We start from the raw sequence: 16,683 nt of genomic DNA, 5'->3' as shown, positions 1-16,683 counted from the left end.
TTAAATAATCCTAAAAATTACTGCTCAATGTGGGTTTTTAATAGGGAAAACGATCCAAAACTGCGCGCAACTCTTTTTGAAAATCTTTTTCTATAACAGCGCAAGTAAGATTGTATCTGCGGCATTCGTCAAAATGATGCTGATTGTCTGAGATAAGCTCTTTTGTATTCACTATGTTAGGAAAGAGCCTTTTTTCGATTACACAAGCATTATTCTTAATTTGTGAAAAATTATGCTTAATATAATTTTGACTAAGAATAAGACATAAAAAGCGAATTTCTTTTAAATATGCAGCGGAAAAATCTTTTTGAAATTCAAAAGGAATATAGTCTCCCTCGATAATAAGATTCTGATGGTTTTCTATTACGGTCTTAATCATTTCCCTTACTATCGGCCACATTTTATGCTTTATTTTTTCGTCATCTTTTGGCAAAAGCTTGAGTTGTCCGCTTCTTATTAATCCCATTTTTAGATGATCAAGACTTAAATAGGGCATGCTAAGCTTTTCCATAAGCTTAGATGCTAAAAAAGTCTTGCCGCTGTGGGTTGCCCCTGAAATTAAGATGATCATAATTTTAAGATTTAAGTGAGCTGTGTGCGTACAAAGCATTAATCAGCATCTGCATAAGCTTAAGTCTTGGCATTTTATCTGTTTCCTGCAGGTTATAACGCAATGTGCTGGGGCCGCTCATGCGATATTCATTATGTTTGCAGGTAGTAATTAAAGAAATTAAATAATCGGTGTTTACTTTATGATCTTTATTAAATTCAATTACTCCGCCGCTGCCGTCGCCCAGAATTTTAATGATGCCGATGTCGCCAGCCGTTTTTTTCAATTTGGAAATGGCAAACAGGTTTTCTGCACTTTCAGGTAAAAAGCCGTATCGATCGATAAGTTCTACTTTTAGATCTTCAAATTCATCAGGGGTGATACATGAAGACAGCCGTTTGTAAAATGACAGTCTGGTATTGATGTCTCCTATATAATCATCAGGCAGAAGAGCCGGTATATGCAGATTAATGTCACATTCATTTAGAGTAAGTTCGGCAAGTGACGGTTCACGACCGCTTTTTAATGCTTTTACCGCAGCCTCAAGCATTTCCATATATAAGGAGAATCCGACCGACTCGATTTGTCCGGATTGTTCTTCGCCTAAAAGCTCACCTGCTCCGCGAATCTCCAGATCATGCGTTGCCAGCACAAAACCGGCACCAAGCTCTTCCATGGATGCAATAGCATCAAGACGGCGTTTGGCATCTTTGGTGATGAGGTTTTTGGGCGGAGTAAATAGATAAGCGTATGCCTGATGATGTGATCTTCCGACACGCCCGCGGATTTGATGCAACTGGGCAAGACCTAACAAATCAGCTCTGTCTATGATGATAGTATTGGCACTTGAAACATCAAGTCCGTTTTCGATGATTGTGGAACATAAAAGCAGATTAAAGCGCTGATGGTAAAAATCACGCATGACTTTTTGCAGTTCTCTTTCTGCCATTTGTCCGTGTCCGATGCCGATTTTAGCTTCGGGTACAAGCTTTTGCAGGGATTCTGCTTTTTGATTTATGGTAGCGACATCATTGTGCAGATAATAAACCTGACCGCCGCGGCGCAGTTCGCGCATTATTGCCTCTCGGCAGAGTTGGTCGGAGTTTTCTGAAACGAAAGTCTTGACTGCAAGTCGATGCTCCGGCGGGGTTGCAATAATCGACAGTTCACGCATTCCCTCCATAGCCATGTTTAAAGTACGGGGAATAGGCGTTGCCGTCAATGTAAGCAAATCAACCTCAGCCCTCAGCTCTTTAAGCTTTTCTTTTTGTTTGACGCCGAAACGATGTTCTTCGTCGACAATAACCAATCCCAGATTTTTGAATTTTACCGTTTTTGATAAAAGCTTATGCGTGCCGATAACAATGTCGATTCCGCCTGAGGCGACTTTCTTTAAAATTTCATTTTGCTCTTTAATACTTTTAAAGCGGCTTAATTCTTCAACGACAATTGCTGTTCCGGCAAAGCGCTCTTTAAAGTTTTGATAGTGCTGTTCGGCAAGAATAGTGGTAGGTACCAGTAATGCTACCTGCATGCCGGAGTTGGCTGCAACGAATGCGGCACGAAGTGCCACTTCGGTTTTACCGAAGCCTACATCTCCGCATACGAGCCGATCCATAGGTTTACCCTGCTGCATATCATTTAGCGTTGCATTAATTGCCGCTAACTGGTCAGGGGTTTCTTCATAACCAAAGCCAGATGCAAATTGTTCAAGAGCTCTTTCATCAATGGTAAAAGCATGCCCCGGTCTTGATTCGCGGCGGGCATATAAATCCAGAAGTTCGGCAGCAACATCACGTACTTTTTGGGCAGCCTTTTGCTTTTTCTTGCTCCATGTGTCGTTTCCCAGTCTTGAAAGCTGGGGATTTTCCGAGCCGCTGTAGCGAGCTACTTTATTTAAGGCGGTAATAGGGATATTAAGAATATCTCCGCCTTGGTATTCAATAGTTAAAAATTCACCTTTTATATCACCCATGGTGAGGGTTTTAAGTCCGCGATAGCGTCCTATGCCGTGGTCAATATGTACTACGATTTGTCCTTCGGTAAGCTGTGCCAGGTTTTTGATGGCGGCCTCTTGAGAGAGGCTGGATTTTTTATTGCGTACTCTTTGTTTTACTGCTTGTGCACCGTAGAGCTCTGTTTCGGTGATAAAAGCTAATTTTGTTTCGTTGAAAATTACGCCGCTGTCAAACGGAGCCAGACTCAGCATTAATTTATCATCGGCATTTAAAAAATCGCTGATGCTTGATGCGGCTTTTAATCCGTAGTTATTAACTAATGTCTGCGGAAAAATTTCTCTTAAAGAGTGTCTGCGGCCTTCTGAAACTGCGGTAATAACAACGCGTCCGCCGTTATCGATGAAATTTGAGGTGAAAGCTACGAATTTATCCGAACTGTTTTTGTCCTGATGGGAAAATGCAATCGTGGGTATCGGACTTAAATCAGCATTATTTACTCCGCGCTTGGCAACTTCTTCTGCATTAAGCTTATGTTCGTATAAAGAAATGTAGGGATAATTTTGAATATTGCTGAAAAGTTCGTTAGGACTTAAAAATAAGGTGTAGGCCGGAAGTGACGGATGGTCGGAATTTCCGGCGTTAAGTGATGCCCGTTTATGCGTTTCGACATCAAAATCTTCTGCGGCTTTTTGGATATCACCAACCAGTACCAATGAATAATCTTTGTTTATATAGTCAAAGAAGGTAGAACTTTTTCCGAAAAACAACGGCAGATAATATTCAATGCCGGCAGGAATGGCTCCTTTGGAAATTGCCTGATAAATAGTGTGGGCATTTAAATTTACCGAAGGAAAAGCATTGCGATAATTGCTTCTAAAGGCAGAGATCCCTTCTTTATCTAATGGAAACTCATGAGCCGGAAGCAGTTTTATTTCTTTTATCTCATTTAAAGAACGCTGGGTTTCAACGTCAAAGGTTCTGATGGAGTCAACCTCATCGTCAAAAAAGTCAATACGGAAAGGTTCGTCGCTGCCCATCGGAAAAATATCCAGAATTGAGCCGCGGACGGCAAATTCGCCGTGTTCTAAAACTTGAGCAACCTGCAGATAACCGTTATTGACCAAAGATTGACGAAGCGCATTAATATCTTTTATTTCACCTTTTTTTAAGACAAAAGAGTATTTTGCAACGTAATCTGTGGGACAAAGCCTACCCATTAGTGCGTTTAACGACAAAATAATTACGCTGTTTTTAATCGACGGAAGTTCGGATAAAAGCTCAAGTCTTGCTGAGATTATATCCTGGTGCGGGGATAGGGCGTCATAGGGTAATGTTTCATAGTCCGGAAAAACGTGTATTTGAAGTTTAGGCGCCAACGCATGCAGATCCTGCTGGATTTTGGTAACCGAAAAAGGATTATCGCAGATGACAAGCAAGGAAGTATTTATTTTATCTTTAAGCGCACAAATGCCTGCTGCAAGTGCAGGTCCCTGCAGATTTCCTAATGTCTTTTTATTACGCGATGATCCGAAAGAGCATTGAATAAGAGATGAGACTTGCATGGTTTATTATTTACACTTTTGATTGTTAAATTGAATGCTATTTTAGCATTGAGCGGGCTTGTGAAATAAATTAGATTATTGTGCCTTTAGTTAATTTAAAACAATAAAAAGAATTAACCGTTAAAACTAAGGTTTAAAATATTGACCGTTAAAAATTTAAATCTCTTTTGGAGAGTAAAAAAATGCGACGTTCCGACGCTTTTTATTCCTATTTTTATTTGATTTTTTGGACCTTTTTTATTGGTGTTTGCGCTTATTTGGCTCCTTATTTTGCTAACGATTATCGCTATATGCTGGTCGAAGGCACCAATGATATCGTAGGCTCGGTATCGGATATTTTTATTTCCCAGTATAGGCATTATTTTGATTGGGGCGGAAGAACCGTTGCTCATTTATTTGCGCAGTTTTTATTGTATATAGGAAAGCCGTATAACGCTGTATTTACCGCCTTGTGTTATTTAGCCCTTATTTTGGGGATTTATTATCATGCTTACGGGCTTAAACCAACTTTAAAAAATTTAAGGCTCTTTCCTTTATTCTTTATTACTGCTTTTTTGTGGATTTGCATGCGTAATTTCGGTGAGGTTGTTTTTAATATAGTGAGCAGCTGTAATTATTTGGTTACCGTTGTTATCATTCTGTATTTTTTACTGCCGTACCGTTTATCTTTTTGTAAAGAAAAAATTGATTCAGGAGTGTTATCTGTTATCGGTATGTTTATTTTCGGCATTATTGCCGGATGGACTAATGAAAATAACAGTGCGGCAGCTTGTGCCGGTACATTCTTAATTTGTGCCTATCATTATCATGAGAAAAAGCTGGCTCTGTGGGAACTTTCAGGTTTCATTGGTCTGTGCCTTGGATTTTTAATTTTGATGTTGGCTCCGGGAAATGAGGCGCGTCTAGATTTTATGGAGTCAGGCGGATTTGATTATGAAGCACATCTTTGGGTTTCACTTGAGATTTTCTTTATCTCTTTTGCAAGTCAAGCTTTGTTAGTTATTGCTTTTATTCTGATAATGATAAAGATAAGATCTCAATGTCTGTATCTTGCATCTCCTTATCAGTATTATGCTTCTTTGTGGCTCATCTTAATAGGCTTTATTTCACTTGCGGTAATGATTGCTTCACCAAACTTTCCGACCAGATCCGCAGCTCCTTTTACCATGTTCTCAATTCCGGGAGTCCTCGGTCTTGCCGTTATTTTATATGATAGAGCTGAAACCATATTGCCGGGTGCTATAAGAAAGGTATTAATGGCTGCAGCCTGTCTCTTTATTTTTGCAACCGGAACAAGCACGGCTGTAGGTTATACGCAGGCTTATAACGATAATTTGTACAGACAGGAAGAAATAAAAGCTCAGCTTGAGGCAAAAAAGGATAAGCTTGTCGTATCTCCTTTAAGCATTCAATCCAATAAATATATTTACCTTGCAGATGTGCAGCATAGTGAAAAGTATTGGACTAATCTCATTCTAAAAAGATACTATAACGTTAAGTCAATAGTTCGCTCCTGCGATTTTGAAAAATCATCTTTGCCAAATGAGTTTTTATTATTTGCCAAAATCGGACAGACTTGTAGTACTGAGGTAAAGAAATAGCATGGATAATTTTGAATTTTATCGCCCTACAAAATATTATTTTGGCCGCAAGATTGAAGAAAATGTCGGTTCTTATATTAAAGAGTCAGGAAAATCACGTGTGCTGATTGTTTTAGGCGGCGGCTCTTGCGTCAAATCGGGGCTCCTTGCTCGTGTTGAAAAGTCATTAAATGATTTAGGTATCTTTTATGTAGAAATAGGCGGAGTCAAGCCTAATCCGCGTGCTGATTTGGTTTATAAAGCAATCACCTTAGGTCGGGAGAAAGACGTAGATTTTATTTTAGCTGTAGGAGGCGGCAGCGTTATTGATACGGCTAAAGCTGCAGCTATAGGTATTGTCAATGACGGTGATTTTTTTGATGATTTCTTCATCGGCGGAAAAACTGTAACTAAAGCCCTGCAGACAGGAGTGGTGCTTACTATTCCGGCCGCCGGATCCGAAGGCTCAAATAGTGCGGTGATTCAAAAGGAAATTAACGGAAAAATCATAAAACAAGGACTTAGCACTCAGTTTAACGTACCTTTGTTTGCCGTTATGGATCCTGAACTTACCGTAACTCTATCTAATTATCAGACAGCATGCGGCGCGGTTGATATGATGGCACATGTCATGGAACGTTATTTTACCAATACTAAAGACGTTTCAATCACCGACCGTTTATGTGAAGCCGTTTTGCTTTCAATTATTGAAACCGTTCCTCGAGTCCTTGCTGATCCTACAAATTATGAAGCCCGCGCAAATTTAATGTGGGCAGGAACATTGGCGCATAATAATATGTGCGGCGTCGGACGCGAACAGGATTGGGCAACTCATCATTTAGAGCATCAGTTGTCAGCTCTTTATGATGTGGCTCACGGTGCCGGACTTGCCGTGATGTTCCCTGCGTGGATGGAATATACATTTTCCCACAATGTTATGCGCTTTGCTCAATTTGCTAATCGTGTTTTCGGGGTTACGATGGATTTTGAAGATCCGTCTCGTACTGCAAAACAGGGTATAAATGCATTACGTTCTTTCTTTAAATCAATAGGCATGCCTTTATCTTTTGCAGATATCGGTGCTAAAGCTGAAGATATTCCCAGGATGCTTAATTTCTTAGGTATCGATGATCATACTGAAGGTCATTTTATGGTACTAAATCGTGCCGATTGTGAGCAGATTTATAAGATTGCAGCAACTTATCACTGTTAGGGATTTGGTAGGCACGAATGAAATTTTCAGCTGTAGAAAATCAGGTTTTTTACAGCTTTTTCTGTTTGGTTTATAGAATATGATAAATATATAATTTGTTGTTATATATGAATAAAATTGTAGAAAAATATCTTGCTGCGGATAGGGAATTAATTGCTCCGGTTCAGCATATAGCTGAACTTCCGTTGGTGGTTAAAAATGCCGAGGGGCCATATTTGATAAGTGCTGAAAATAAGCGCTATCTTGATTTTACCTCCGGCGCCTGCACCATGAGTTTAGGATACGGCATAAAAAACGATAATGAGTTCGGATCTTTTCCTTTCCCTTACGCAAGCGGTGTCAATCAAATTGAGTACGCAAAAAAACTTACTAAAAAATTTCCGGGAGGTTTTCTTTCTCAGATTGCTTTTAGTGTATGCGGATCTGATACTAATGATGCAGCAATTAAGTTTTCAAGAGCGTATACGGGGCGGCAAAAGATTGTTACTTTTGAAGGCGATTATCACGGTACGACATTCGGTGCCGCTTCGTTAACAACACTGCCGGGCAGACTTTCAAATAAATTTGCGCCGATGGTAGGTGAGATTTATTCGGTACCTTTTTGTGATGAGTATGCAGATGACGGACAGATTGATGCTGTTATTGAAAAAATCAAGGCTCTTGACTGCAATACTATCGCAGGTTTCATCGTTGAGCCGATTCAAGGTGATATGGGAATGCTTCCCATGCATCAAAGACTCATGCATGAGATCTATTCTTTAAGCAGAAAGCATCATTGTGCTTTTATTGCCGATGAAGTTCAAATGGCTTTTTATAGAACCGGTCCTTTTTTCTCAATTGAAAATTATCCTGATGTTTTTCCGGATGCTGTGACTATGGGTAAACATATAGGAGGAGGTATTCCGCTTGGAGCAATTCTCGGTAGAAAAGATTTTATGCAGGCGTTAGGTCCTTGTGAACATGCTTTTTCCATGGCGGGAAATTCTGAGGCATGCGCGCGCGGCCTTTATAATTTTAATTTAATTGAATCAAAGGATTTTCAGGATAACCTGCATAAAAATATAGAAATATTGCAAAATGAGCTTAATTCTTTACAGCTTAAATATCCTTCAGTCATAGAAAAATATACGGGGATCGGGCTTGCATACGGTCTATGGGTTAAAAGCATAAGTTCTTCTGAAGATGATAATGAAGCTTGTAAAAAAATAATTAAAAGAGCTTTTGATTTAGGCCTTTATACTATGCGTATCGGATCTAATTGGATAAGAATAGAGCCTATGCTAAATCTTGATGAAAAGCTTTTAAAAGAAGGTATGGCTATTTTGGATAGGGCTGTTGCTGATTATTCTGAGCATAGAATTTAAAGGAAAAATATGGATAAAAAACTGGTTAGGGTAAGTGCAGCTTTAATTGTAAAAAATAAATCTTTTTTAGCTGCGTTGCGTCCTGTAAATAAAAAATTAGGCGGATTTTGGGAGTTGCCTGGAGGAAAAGTAGAGCCGAACGAAGATCCTAAGGATACATGTATTCGCGAAATTAGAGAAGAACTTAACTGTAATATAAAAGTTAACGATAAGATAACGGTTTGTACTTTTGATTATCCTGATTTTATATTACAGATGGATGTTTTTGAGTGTGAATTGATAAAGGACAATTATCCGTCTCTTATTGAGCATAGCGCTTTACAATGGGTTAATGCTCAAAATATTTTTGACTTTAAGTGGGTCCCTGCAGATAGAGATTTTTTGCCTTTAATAAAGGAAAAATATCTTTTGTGACCTTTGATACGTTGTAAACGTTTAAATCAGGTTACATTAGCAGAACAGATTTTAGTTAAATAAAGTCAGGAGACTGATATGAAAGAGTCTTTAAACAATCTTTTGACTCGTCGGGCCGTACGTAAATATAAGTCTGATATGGTTCCTCAAGATGTTTTGGATCGCATTTTAAAAGCTGGTACATATGCTCCAAGCGGTATGGGGAAGCAATCAGCGATTATTATTGCAATTACGGATAGAAGTGTAAGAGATAAACTTGCAAAAATTAATGCGAAAGTTGCAGGAAAAGATAAAGATCCTTTTTACGGTGCGCCGGTAGTTATTGTTGTATTGGCAGATAGTTCTATTCCTACATATGTGGAAGACGGTGCTTTGGTTTTGGGTAATTTATTAAATGCAGCGCACGCCGAAGGCTTTGGCAGTTGTTGGGTTCATCGTGCCAAACAGGAGTTTGAGACACCTTTTGGGCAAGAATTGCTTAGTTCGTTAGGTATAGAAGGGAAATATGTAGGAATCGGACATTGCATTTTAGGTTATGCAGATGAAGATCCTGCACCCGCACCGCGTAAAGAAAATTATATTTACAAGATATGATTTTTAATTTGCAGCAATAGTCGGTGCTGTTGCTGCAGACTTTTTAGGTGTGGTTAAAGAGGTTGTACCAGCAGCATCATTATTTGTTCATTTCCTTTGAGACTCATAAGAATTTCATTTACGATTGAAGGCTCTCCTTCATAATAAATGGAATAAAGCGATCTGTCAGGATATGATCGCATCCACATGCCTACGGGTTTTCCATCAACATTTGCTTGTACTTTGCAAGTACCGAACTCTACTTTTGCAGGAACGGTAATATCCTTCTGATCATCCACCAGATTATTGGCGACAAGTTTGCAGGTTTCTTCTATAGTTCGCGAACTTCTGGCAACGCTTATGGTTACAAGAGCTGAACCGTCATTTTTGCTAACACTTATATGGGCCGGCATTGACGGTCCTTCCTTACTGAAAATTTCCCAATCGTCAGGAACGTCGATACTGAAAAAGTCGTTTGCGACAGTTGTTGACTGTTTTATTTGAGAAGGAGGTACATCAGACGGGGAGGTATTCGGTTCATTATGTGAAGAATTACAAGCGCTGAGCCCTACAGCAAAAATTAAGGGCAATAGAAGATATTTCATTTTTAACTGTTTGCAGATCAAAATGTAAGGTTCAAGAAAGTATATCAAAAACACTAAAACGTTTTTAATTAAAAATAGTAATCAAAAGAGCTTAAAATTAAAGAGGCTCAGCAATTAAACTCATAATTTTTTCGTTTCCTTCAAGATTTAAAAGCAGTTTGTTTATTACTTTTTCATCTCCAAGGTAATTAATTACAGCAACATCTCCGTCATCATAAGCCCGCATTCTGATTTTGAAATCCAACCCTCCGGGACTGTGCGCTTTTATTTTGCATGTTCCGTAGTCTACAGAAGGCCCGTCGTAAATATCTCCGCGGTTTGCAACAATGCCTTTTGCCGCTAATTGGCATAAATCGTCAATAGAAAGAGTGGAACGCGTTATACGCAAATTAAATGCGGCGTTGGCGTTTGTGTTTATCAAAGATATGAAAGCAGGCGCAGCTGGACCTTGAGCACGAATAACTTGCCAATCTGAAGGAACGCTTAAAGTAAAGTAATCAGTGGAAAATTCCGAAAAGGGCTGAACCTTGTCAGAGTCCGTTTGTGTTGGTGTCTCTGATGCAATATATGAGGTGCATCCGGTTGTGAGCGCAATGGCAGCAGTGATATTTAAGATCCATCGTGCGCTTTTCATATGTGACTCCTTTGTCGCTAATTACTTTACATATATTCATATCTTTATGGATTTATTTTAGTGCAGCTTTGTAAATAACACCGTTAAGAAGATTAAATTTTTGAATTTTACAATGCTTTAAATTTGTGACAGGCAAAATAAAGGGAGGCCTAAGCCTCCCGATTATTAGATGATAATATAAAAGACTAGATCTTTTCAGGAACCATCTTAATGTGACCGCAAGGGCATTCCTGGGCGCAGACACCGCAGCCTTTGCAATAATCGTAGTTGAACTCGTATCCTTTACCGGGACCGAGCTTAACAACAGCACTGTCAGGGCAAACACCGTAGCAGTTATCGCATTCCATGCAGTTACCGCAGGATAAGCAGCGACGAGCTTCGAAAATTGCGTTCTCTTCGGTTAAACCGTGCTGAACTTCATCGAAGGTGTTGGTACGACGTGCGAGCTCAATCTGCGGACGTACGGTCTTAGGAGCATCGGTATAATACCAAGGATGCATATCTTCAAAACGTGCGTCTTCATGTTTTTGAGCACGGGTGTACTTGGTGCCCTTCAAATAGGCATTGACGCCGCGAGCAGCGTGCTTGCCCATGCCGATAGCGGCAGTTACGGTACGATCGCCGGGAACCATATCACCGGCGGCAAATATACCGTCAACTGAAGTCATCATGTTGTCTTTATCGACGGTTACGGCATCTTTTTCAAGCTGCAGGCCTTCGACTTTCTTAACAACAGATAAGTCAACGTTCTGACCGATAGCCAAGACTACGGAGTCAGCAGAGAGTTCATCAAACTCACCGGTAGGCTGAGGTTTACCGTTATCATCAAGAACCATTTTTTCGATCTTGAGTTTTTCACCTTCGGCCTGAGCGATGGTGGATAACCACTTAACCTGAATGCCTTCTTTGATAGCATCATCCATTTCTTCTTCATTTGCCGGCATCTTATCGCGGTTACGACGATAAACGATGATAGGGTCTGCACCCATACGGCGTAATGAACGAGCAACGTCAACAGCGGTATTGCCGCCGCCGTAAACTGCAACGCGGCGACCGATTTCAACGTCGGTATTAGATGCGATATCGCCCAAGACTTCAAGAGCACTTAAAATGTGAGTGGTATCGCCTGACGGAATATTGACATTAGACGACAGAGAAGCACCTAAGCCTAAGATTACGGCATCATATTTACCGTTTAATTTCTCAGCAACGATGTCTTCAACGCGGCGTCCGCACTCAATGGTAACACCCATATCAGTGATGCGAGCGATTTCGGCATCAAGGATATTGCGCGGCAGACGATAAACAGGGATTCCGTAGCGCATCATACCGCCCGGCTGTTTGGCCATTTCAACGATATGTACGTTGTGACCGAAACGGCGAAGGTGATAAGCAGCTGATAAACCGGCAGGACCAGCACCGATAATCAAAACTTTTTTACCGGTTTCGCGTACAGGCTTTTTAAAGGAAAGCTTATGCTCGATAGCATAGTCGCCCAAGAAGCGCTCTACTGAGTTAATACCTACGGATTCATCCAAGAAACCGCGGTTGCACTTGCCTTCGCAGGTGTGATAGCAGACACGACCCATACAAGCCGGCATAGGGTTGTCTTCGGTAAGAATACGCCATGCGTGCTCATAATCGCCTTCGGCAGCGTAATAAAGCCACTGCTGAATGTTTTCGCCAGCAGGGCACTGTTTGTTGCAAGGAGGGAGTTTGAACACGTTAACAGGGCGCAAGGTTCTCCATGAGCCGGTATGATTCTCCAAAGAGGTGGCCGGATCAAGGGTTGTTGCAAAAGGTTTAGTCATCATAATACTTCTTGCTCCTCTTAGATCATGTTCTCTTTACGCTCAAAGGCGTTAATAGCAGTAGGAACAGTCTCAGGAACTGAATCACCGATAAGTCCGTACTGTCTGATGTTTTCGTCGCACATAGCCTGAAGTTCGGCAAGAACCTTAGGATCGCCTTTTTTGCCGGTCAGGTGTGCATAACGGCGCTGGAGCTTCAAGAAGTTGATGACAGGCTGCTTCTGACGGATCTTGCGTACAGAAGTTATTTTTCCGTACTCTGCTTCAAAAATCGGATAGAAGCCGGTTTCACAAGCCAAGCGGGCAACGGTAACAGTTGAAGAAGATGCACATCCCCAGCCAAGTGGGCACGGAACCAAAATCTGGATGTAGCGGGCACCGTGGAATGACATGGCTTTTGCAACTTTGTATTCAAGATCTTTAAGATCGGATACGCAAGCGGTTGCAACGTAGGGAATACCGTGGGCCATAGCGATAAGAGGAACGTTCTTGCCTTTTCCGAAGTCTGCACCGGGATGTTCACCTACTAACTGAGTGGTGGCGGTACGGGCTGCAGGAGGAGTGGCGGAAGAACGCTGTACACCGGTATTCATGTATGCCTGGTTATCGTAGCAGATGTATAAAACATCATCGTTACGTTCAAACATACCGGATAAGGTAGCAAAACCGATATCGGTAGTACCGCCGTCACCGCCTTGAGCTATAACGCGTGGAACAACACCGTTTCCGTGCTTTGCCGCACGTACTTTGGCAGCTGCTGCGATACCGCTTGCGACGGCAGCCGGGTTTCCGAATAATGAATGGATCCAAGGAAGTCTCCATGCTGATTCCGGATACGGAGTGGAGAAAACTTCAAGACAGCCGGTGGCGTTGGCAACAATTAACTGGCCTCCGGTAGCACGCATGGCAGCGTCAATTGCATAGCGGGCGCCTAAAGCTTCGCCGCAGCCTTGGCAAGCACGGTGACCTGAAATTAAAGTATTAGGACGATCAACTGCAGCCTGTTCAGCGCGCATTGACGGGTTGAGCAGACGATTGCCGATAGTGTTGGAACCGGTTTGATAGAATTTAATTGAATCTAACATTGCTTACTCCTTAGGCACGAACGTTACGGAGCGAATCTTTCAAGGCACTGTCCGCAATCGGGCCTTCCGGGAAAGTAACGCCTTCAGCACTCTGTAAGTAGTTATTGAGAACTTTGTGATCAACATCTACCCAGGTAACTTCTTCAGTAAACTTATCGTTTAAAGCGTAATCAACGATATTGTCGATGGTGCTGCCCAAAATAGCGCGGCCGCCTAAACCGGCGATAGCAGTGTAGACTTTGGTGTCAGTACCTTCAACAGCACGTTTGACTTCAGGGCAAATAATGCCGCGCGCGCCGAATGAGAAAGCTCTCTCCAAGCAAACGACTTTCTTGGTGTCGCCGATAGCGGCACGCATGGCTTCGTACGGGAACGGACGATAAGATTTCAAGGAGATAATACCGACATTAATGCCTTTCTTCTTAAGTTCATCAACAGCATCTTTTGCAGTACCGACGGAAGAACCTAAGATTACAAGCTTAAGATCAGCATTTTCGCAGTTGTAGCAGTCAAGCAGACCGCCTGAGTTGCGTCCGGTTAAAGCACGATATTCTTTGGTAACATCTTCAATTACTTGAAGTGCTTTTACCATCTTGCGCTGCTGGAGGAGACGAACTTCTGTAAAAGCCTCAGGACCGACCATGGCACCCATGGATATAGGTTCTTTAGGATCGAGATATTCCTTGGGCTCATAAGGAGGAAGGAAGGAATCAATCATTTCCTGAGAAGGAACGTCCAAACGTTCAAAAGCATGAGTAAGAACGAAGCCGTCCATGCAGACCATAACAGGTAAGCCAACTGTTTCTGCAATCTTGAATGCCATGATATGGGTATCAAGAGCATCCTGGTTTGATTCGCAGAACAACTGAAGCCATCCGGAATCACGCTGAGACAGAGAGTCGGAGTGATCGTTCCAAATGTTAATAGGAGCGCCGATGGCACGTGATGCAACGGTCATAACGATAGGCAAGCCCAAGCCTGAAGCGTTGTAAACGCCTTCAGTCATATAGAGCAAACCTTGGGAAGCGGTGGCAGTGTAGGTTCTTACGCCGCCGGCAGAAGCACCGATTGATACTGAAATAGCAGCAAATTCTGATTCTACGTTAATGAATTCGCAGTCCTTTAAAGTACCCTGCTTTACGAGCTTACCAACGTTTTCTACAATGTGAGTTTGCGGAGAAATAGGGTAAGCGCAAACAGCACCGGGACGGCAAAGGGCTACAGCCTCGGCAATACCAAGAGAGCCTTCAATCTGCTTAAGCATTGGCGCCTCCATTCTTTAAGTTAATAATATAGTTGTAAGCTAAAGCTGCTGTTTCAGCATTGGCATCGCCGACCTTGCCCGGATATCTGGTCTGGAAAGACTTCTGGACGCTTTCAAGCTTGAATACACCGGTAGCTGCTGCTAAAGCTGCGAGCATCGGGGCGCCTGGAAGCGGACGACCAATTTTTTGCATGGCAAAGTCAGTTGCAGGAACGGTTAGAACATGTCCTGCAGGCAGGGCTTTAACCAATTCAGGAACGATGACTTCGGCAGGATCTGCAGAGTTAATGATGGCATATCCGTTAGGATCAATTCCGGAGAAAACGTCAACGGCACCTAATAAGGTACGATCCTGAACGACGACTGCGTTAGGTTTTAAAATAGGCTCGTGGGTGCGAATTTCTTTATCGTCGATACGAGCATAGGCAACAACCGGAGCACCGGTACGCTCACTACCGAAGCTTGGGAAAGCTTGTGCGTAGTGTCCCTCTAAGAAGGCGGAAAGAGACAGCATTTCAGCAGCTGTCACAACGCCCTGGCCGCCACGGCCGTGTAAACGAATCTGAAGCAAAATAGGCTCCTTTTATTGTTTGCAGTTGGCATGTGCAATTTAATTGCTTTTATCATTTATCGATAAAGCAATCAGTTCGGCGCATTTTAAATACTTTTGATATTGCGCCTCAATAATTTAGTTTTTACCGCCAAGCAGTAGAAACTAAACATAATAATTTTATAAAAATCTATATTGATGTCCATTCAAATCCCTTATTTATGCGACTTGGGACATGTTTATATTTTTTGTCGCATGTCACAAAAATTTAAAAAAATATGCGGTGTTTCTTTAGTCACTAAATTAAAAATTTACATATAAAAAATATATGTAAAAATATTGAAGTGATAAAAATATCTATACATCAAATAAAAAAATAATTACCTATAGGTAATAATATTAATTATGTTTAAAATTAATTTAAAAGTACAAAAAAATAGGATATTATTAAAGGGGGTTTATTAAGTAACTTTAAAAACTATGCAGACACAGACTCAACCTGTTACCAGTCAACAAATCCGAGAGCAAAATATCTTAAATGTAAGAAGAGCCCTTCACAGCGAGCAGGTGGCTACCATTTCTCGTTTAAAGACATTAACCGGTCTTAGCGTTGTTACGTTGACGAAGTTATTGCAGTATCTTATAGAAACAGGAGAAGTTCTTGAAGGTGAAAGTGTATCTATAGGTAACGGAAGACCTGCTGCAACTTATCGTTTTAATGCATCATATAGATTAATTTTAATCGTTTCCTGCTATAAAAGAGCAGGGCATGATTATGCCGGTTATTCAGTTCATGATTTATTTGGAGAGTGTATAGAAAGAAGAGAGGAACTGCTGTCTAAAGTTCATACAGATGAATTCAGAATAGGTATTGAACGCTGCCTTGATCGCTATTCTAAGATCTCTATTATCGGAATTTCTATGCCTACTGATACGGTAGGGGGCCGTCTTGCTTCTGCGGTTCGGCATGACCCGCAAGCAAAACGACTGGCAAAGCATCTTGAGTTACATTTTAATGTGCCGGTTTTTTTTGAGACTGATATTAATGCTGCAACTTTGGGATGTTTTAATAGACATAGAAAACATAATTATGTAGCAGGGTTACTTTTGGTACCGGGACGTGCACCTGTATGCGGTTTTTGTTATCAAGGTAATGTTTTAAGGGGAAGAGATGGAATGGCAGGGGAAGTAAGATTTTTTCCGATGTTTAATGATGTTGGAGTACTGCCGCTTGAACCGCTTGCTGCGGATGATTTAGCCATTAGAACGCTGCGGGCTGTTATGTGTGTTCTAAATCCGTCTTTAGTAGTCGTTTATTCGGAAAACTTAAAATCAGGTTTTCTTGATCGCGTGAAGAAACAACTTTCTACGGAGGCAGAAATTGCATTATTGCCGCGTCTTGAGATTAATGATCATATTAGAGAAGATATTGTTTCAGGAATGCTTACCATAAGCCTTGAAAAAATTCAGACTTTTTAGTTTGGTTGTATTTATCAAAAAAGATCAGCGGCTAAAACCCC

The 16,683-nt window shown here is 41.3% G+C and carries 14 protein-coding genes; 6 read left to right on the top strand and 8 right to left on the bottom strand.

Annotation, left to right across the window (positions count from 1 at the left end; all coding sequences use genetic code 11):
- Positions 1–37: 37 nt before the first annotated feature.
- A complete protein-coding gene (locus HMPREF9444_RS01285) occupies positions 38–511 on the bottom strand; it encodes an adenylate kinase (RefSeq protein ID WP_222859198.1) in 474 nt (157 codons plus the stop codon).
- Positions 512–575: 64 nt separating this feature from the next.
- The gene (gene mfd, locus HMPREF9444_RS01280) at positions 576–4,070 is read right to left on the bottom strand and encodes a transcription-repair coupling factor (RefSeq protein WP_009142502.1); all 3,495 of its coding nucleotides are present in this window, start codon (positions 4,068–4,070) and stop codon (positions 576–578) included.
- A 182-nt stretch (positions 4,071–4,252) separates the two neighbouring features.
- Here mfd and HMPREF9444_RS01275 point away from each other — a divergent pair, with 182 nt between their 5' ends.
- The 5 genes from HMPREF9444_RS01275 (at position 4,253) to HMPREF9444_RS01255 (ending at position 9,235) form a co-directional block, all read left to right on the top strand.
- A complete protein-coding gene (locus HMPREF9444_RS01275) occupies positions 4,253–5,671 on the top strand; it encodes a DUF3329 domain-containing protein (protein ID WP_040909050.1) in 1,419 nt (472 codons plus the stop codon).
- Between the two features lies 1 nt (position 5,672).
- The gene (locus HMPREF9444_RS01270; RefSeq protein WP_009142500.1) at positions 5,673–6,863 is read left to right on the top strand and encodes an iron-containing alcohol dehydrogenase; all 1,191 of its coding nucleotides are present in this window, start codon (positions 5,673–5,675) and stop codon (positions 6,861–6,863) included.
- A gap of 107 nt (positions 6,864–6,970) precedes the next feature.
- Entirely contained in the window at positions 6,971–8,227 is a 1,257-nt protein-coding gene (locus tag HMPREF9444_RS01265) for a class-III pyridoxal-phosphate-dependent aminotransferase (RefSeq protein WP_009142499.1), read from the top strand.
- A gap of 9 nt (positions 8,228–8,236) precedes the next feature.
- Complete coding sequence (locus HMPREF9444_RS01260) at positions 8,237–8,641, top strand: (deoxy)nucleoside triphosphate pyrophosphohydrolase (protein WP_009142498.1); 405 nt, start codon at positions 8,237–8,239, stop codon at positions 8,639–8,641.
- Between the two features lie 78 nt (positions 8,642–8,719).
- A complete protein-coding gene (locus HMPREF9444_RS01255; RefSeq protein ID WP_009142497.1) occupies positions 8,720–9,235 on the top strand; it encodes a nitroreductase in 516 nt (171 codons plus the stop codon).
- Positions 9,236–9,288: 53 nt separating this feature from the next.
- Here HMPREF9444_RS01255 and HMPREF9444_RS01250 read toward each other — a convergent pair whose 3' ends face one another.
- The 6 genes from HMPREF9444_RS01250 to HMPREF9444_RS01225 all read right to left on the bottom strand — a co-directional run bounded on the left by HMPREF9444_RS01250 (position 9,289) and on the right by HMPREF9444_RS01225 (position 15,184).
- The gene (locus HMPREF9444_RS01250) at positions 9,289–9,819 is read right to left on the bottom strand and encodes a hypothetical protein (protein ID WP_009142496.1); all 531 of its coding nucleotides are present in this window, start codon (positions 9,817–9,819) and stop codon (positions 9,289–9,291) included.
- Positions 9,820–9,916: 97 nt separating this feature from the next.
- The gene (locus tag HMPREF9444_RS01245) at positions 9,917–10,453 is read right to left on the bottom strand and encodes a hypothetical protein (protein ID WP_009142495.1); all 537 of its coding nucleotides are present in this window, start codon (positions 10,451–10,453) and stop codon (positions 9,917–9,919) included.
- Between the two features lie 185 nt (positions 10,454–10,638).
- Complete coding sequence (locus HMPREF9444_RS01240; protein ID WP_009142494.1) at positions 10,639–12,267, bottom strand: NAD(P)-binding protein; 1,629 nt, start codon at positions 12,265–12,267, stop codon at positions 10,639–10,641.
- 17 nt (positions 12,268–12,284) lie between these two features.
- Positions 12,285–13,349 (bottom strand): thiamine pyrophosphate-dependent enzyme, encoded by a 1,065-nt coding sequence (locus tag HMPREF9444_RS01235; RefSeq protein WP_040909049.1) that lies wholly within the window; start codon positions 13,347–13,349, stop codon positions 12,285–12,287.
- 10 nt (positions 13,350–13,359) lie between these two features.
- Entirely contained in the window at positions 13,360–14,613 is a 1,254-nt protein-coding gene (locus tag HMPREF9444_RS01230; RefSeq protein ID WP_009142492.1) for a transketolase C-terminal domain-containing protein, read from the bottom strand.
- The gene (locus tag HMPREF9444_RS01225; RefSeq protein ID WP_009142491.1) at positions 14,606–15,184 is read right to left on the bottom strand and encodes a 2-oxoacid:acceptor oxidoreductase family protein; all 579 of its coding nucleotides are present in this window, start codon (positions 15,182–15,184) and stop codon (positions 14,606–14,608) included. Before HMPREF9444_RS01225 ends, HMPREF9444_RS01230 begins: the two co-directional genes overlap by 8 nt.
- A 459-nt stretch (positions 15,185–15,643) precedes the next feature.
- Here HMPREF9444_RS01225 and HMPREF9444_RS01220 point away from each other — a divergent pair, with 459 nt between their 5' ends.
- Positions 15,644–16,642: an ROK family protein gene (locus HMPREF9444_RS01220; protein ID WP_009142489.1), complete on the top strand. Its 999-nt coding sequence runs from the start codon at positions 15,644–15,646 to the stop codon at positions 16,640–16,642.
- The last annotated feature ends 41 nt before the right edge of the window (positions 16,643–16,683 follow it).

It is taken from the genome of Succinatimonas hippei YIT 12066, assembly GCF_000188195.1.
Classification (GTDB): Bacteria; Pseudomonadota; Gammaproteobacteria; order Enterobacterales; family Succinivibrionaceae; genus Succinatimonas; species Succinatimonas hippei.
The sequence above is the reverse complement of the archived record's forward strand: the minus strand, read 5'-3'. Positions and strand labels throughout refer to the sequence as shown.

Bases quoted from the DNA above. Each gene is read 5' to 3' on its own strand.
- HMPREF9444_RS01285 (WP_222859198.1), bottom strand. From the start codon at position 511: ATGGAAAAGCTTAGCATGCCCTATTTAAGTCTTGATCATCTAAAAATG.
- mfd (WP_009142502.1), bottom strand. From the start codon at position 4,070: ATGCAAGTCTCATCTCTTATTCAATGCTCTTTCGGATCATCGCGTAAT.
- HMPREF9444_RS01275 (WP_040909050.1), top strand. From the start codon at position 4,253: ATGCGACGTTCCGACGCTTTTTATTCCTATTTTTATTTGATTTTTTGG.
- HMPREF9444_RS01270 (WP_009142500.1), top strand. From the start codon at position 5,673: ATGGATAATTTTGAATTTTATCGCCCTACAAAATATTATTTTGGCCGC.
- HMPREF9444_RS01265 (WP_009142499.1), top strand. From the start codon at position 6,971: ATGAATAAAATTGTAGAAAAATATCTTGCTGCGGATAGGGAATTAATT.
- HMPREF9444_RS01260 (WP_009142498.1), top strand. From the start codon at position 8,237: ATGGATAAAAAACTGGTTAGGGTAAGTGCAGCTTTAATTGTAAAAAAT.
- HMPREF9444_RS01255 (WP_009142497.1), top strand. From the start codon at position 8,720: ATGAAAGAGTCTTTAAACAATCTTTTGACTCGTCGGGCCGTACGTAAA.
- HMPREF9444_RS01250 (WP_009142496.1), bottom strand. From the start codon at position 9,819: ATGAAATATCTTCTATTGCCCTTAATTTTTGCTGTAGGGCTCAGCGCT.
- HMPREF9444_RS01245 (WP_009142495.1), bottom strand. From the start codon at position 10,453: ATGAAAAGCGCACGATGGATCTTAAATATCACTGCTGCCATTGCGCTC.
- HMPREF9444_RS01240 (WP_009142494.1), bottom strand. From the start codon at position 12,267: ATGATGACTAAACCTTTTGCAACAACCCTTGATCCGGCCACCTCTTTG.
- HMPREF9444_RS01235 (WP_040909049.1), bottom strand. From the start codon at position 13,349: ATGTTAGATTCAATTAAATTCTATCAAACCGGTTCCAACACTATCGGC.
- HMPREF9444_RS01230 (WP_009142492.1), bottom strand. From the start codon at position 14,613: ATGCTTAAGCAGATTGAAGGCTCTCTTGGTATTGCCGAGGCTGTAGCC.
- HMPREF9444_RS01220 (WP_009142489.1), top strand. From the start codon at position 15,644: ATGCAGACACAGACTCAACCTGTTACCAGTCAACAAATCCGAGAGCAA.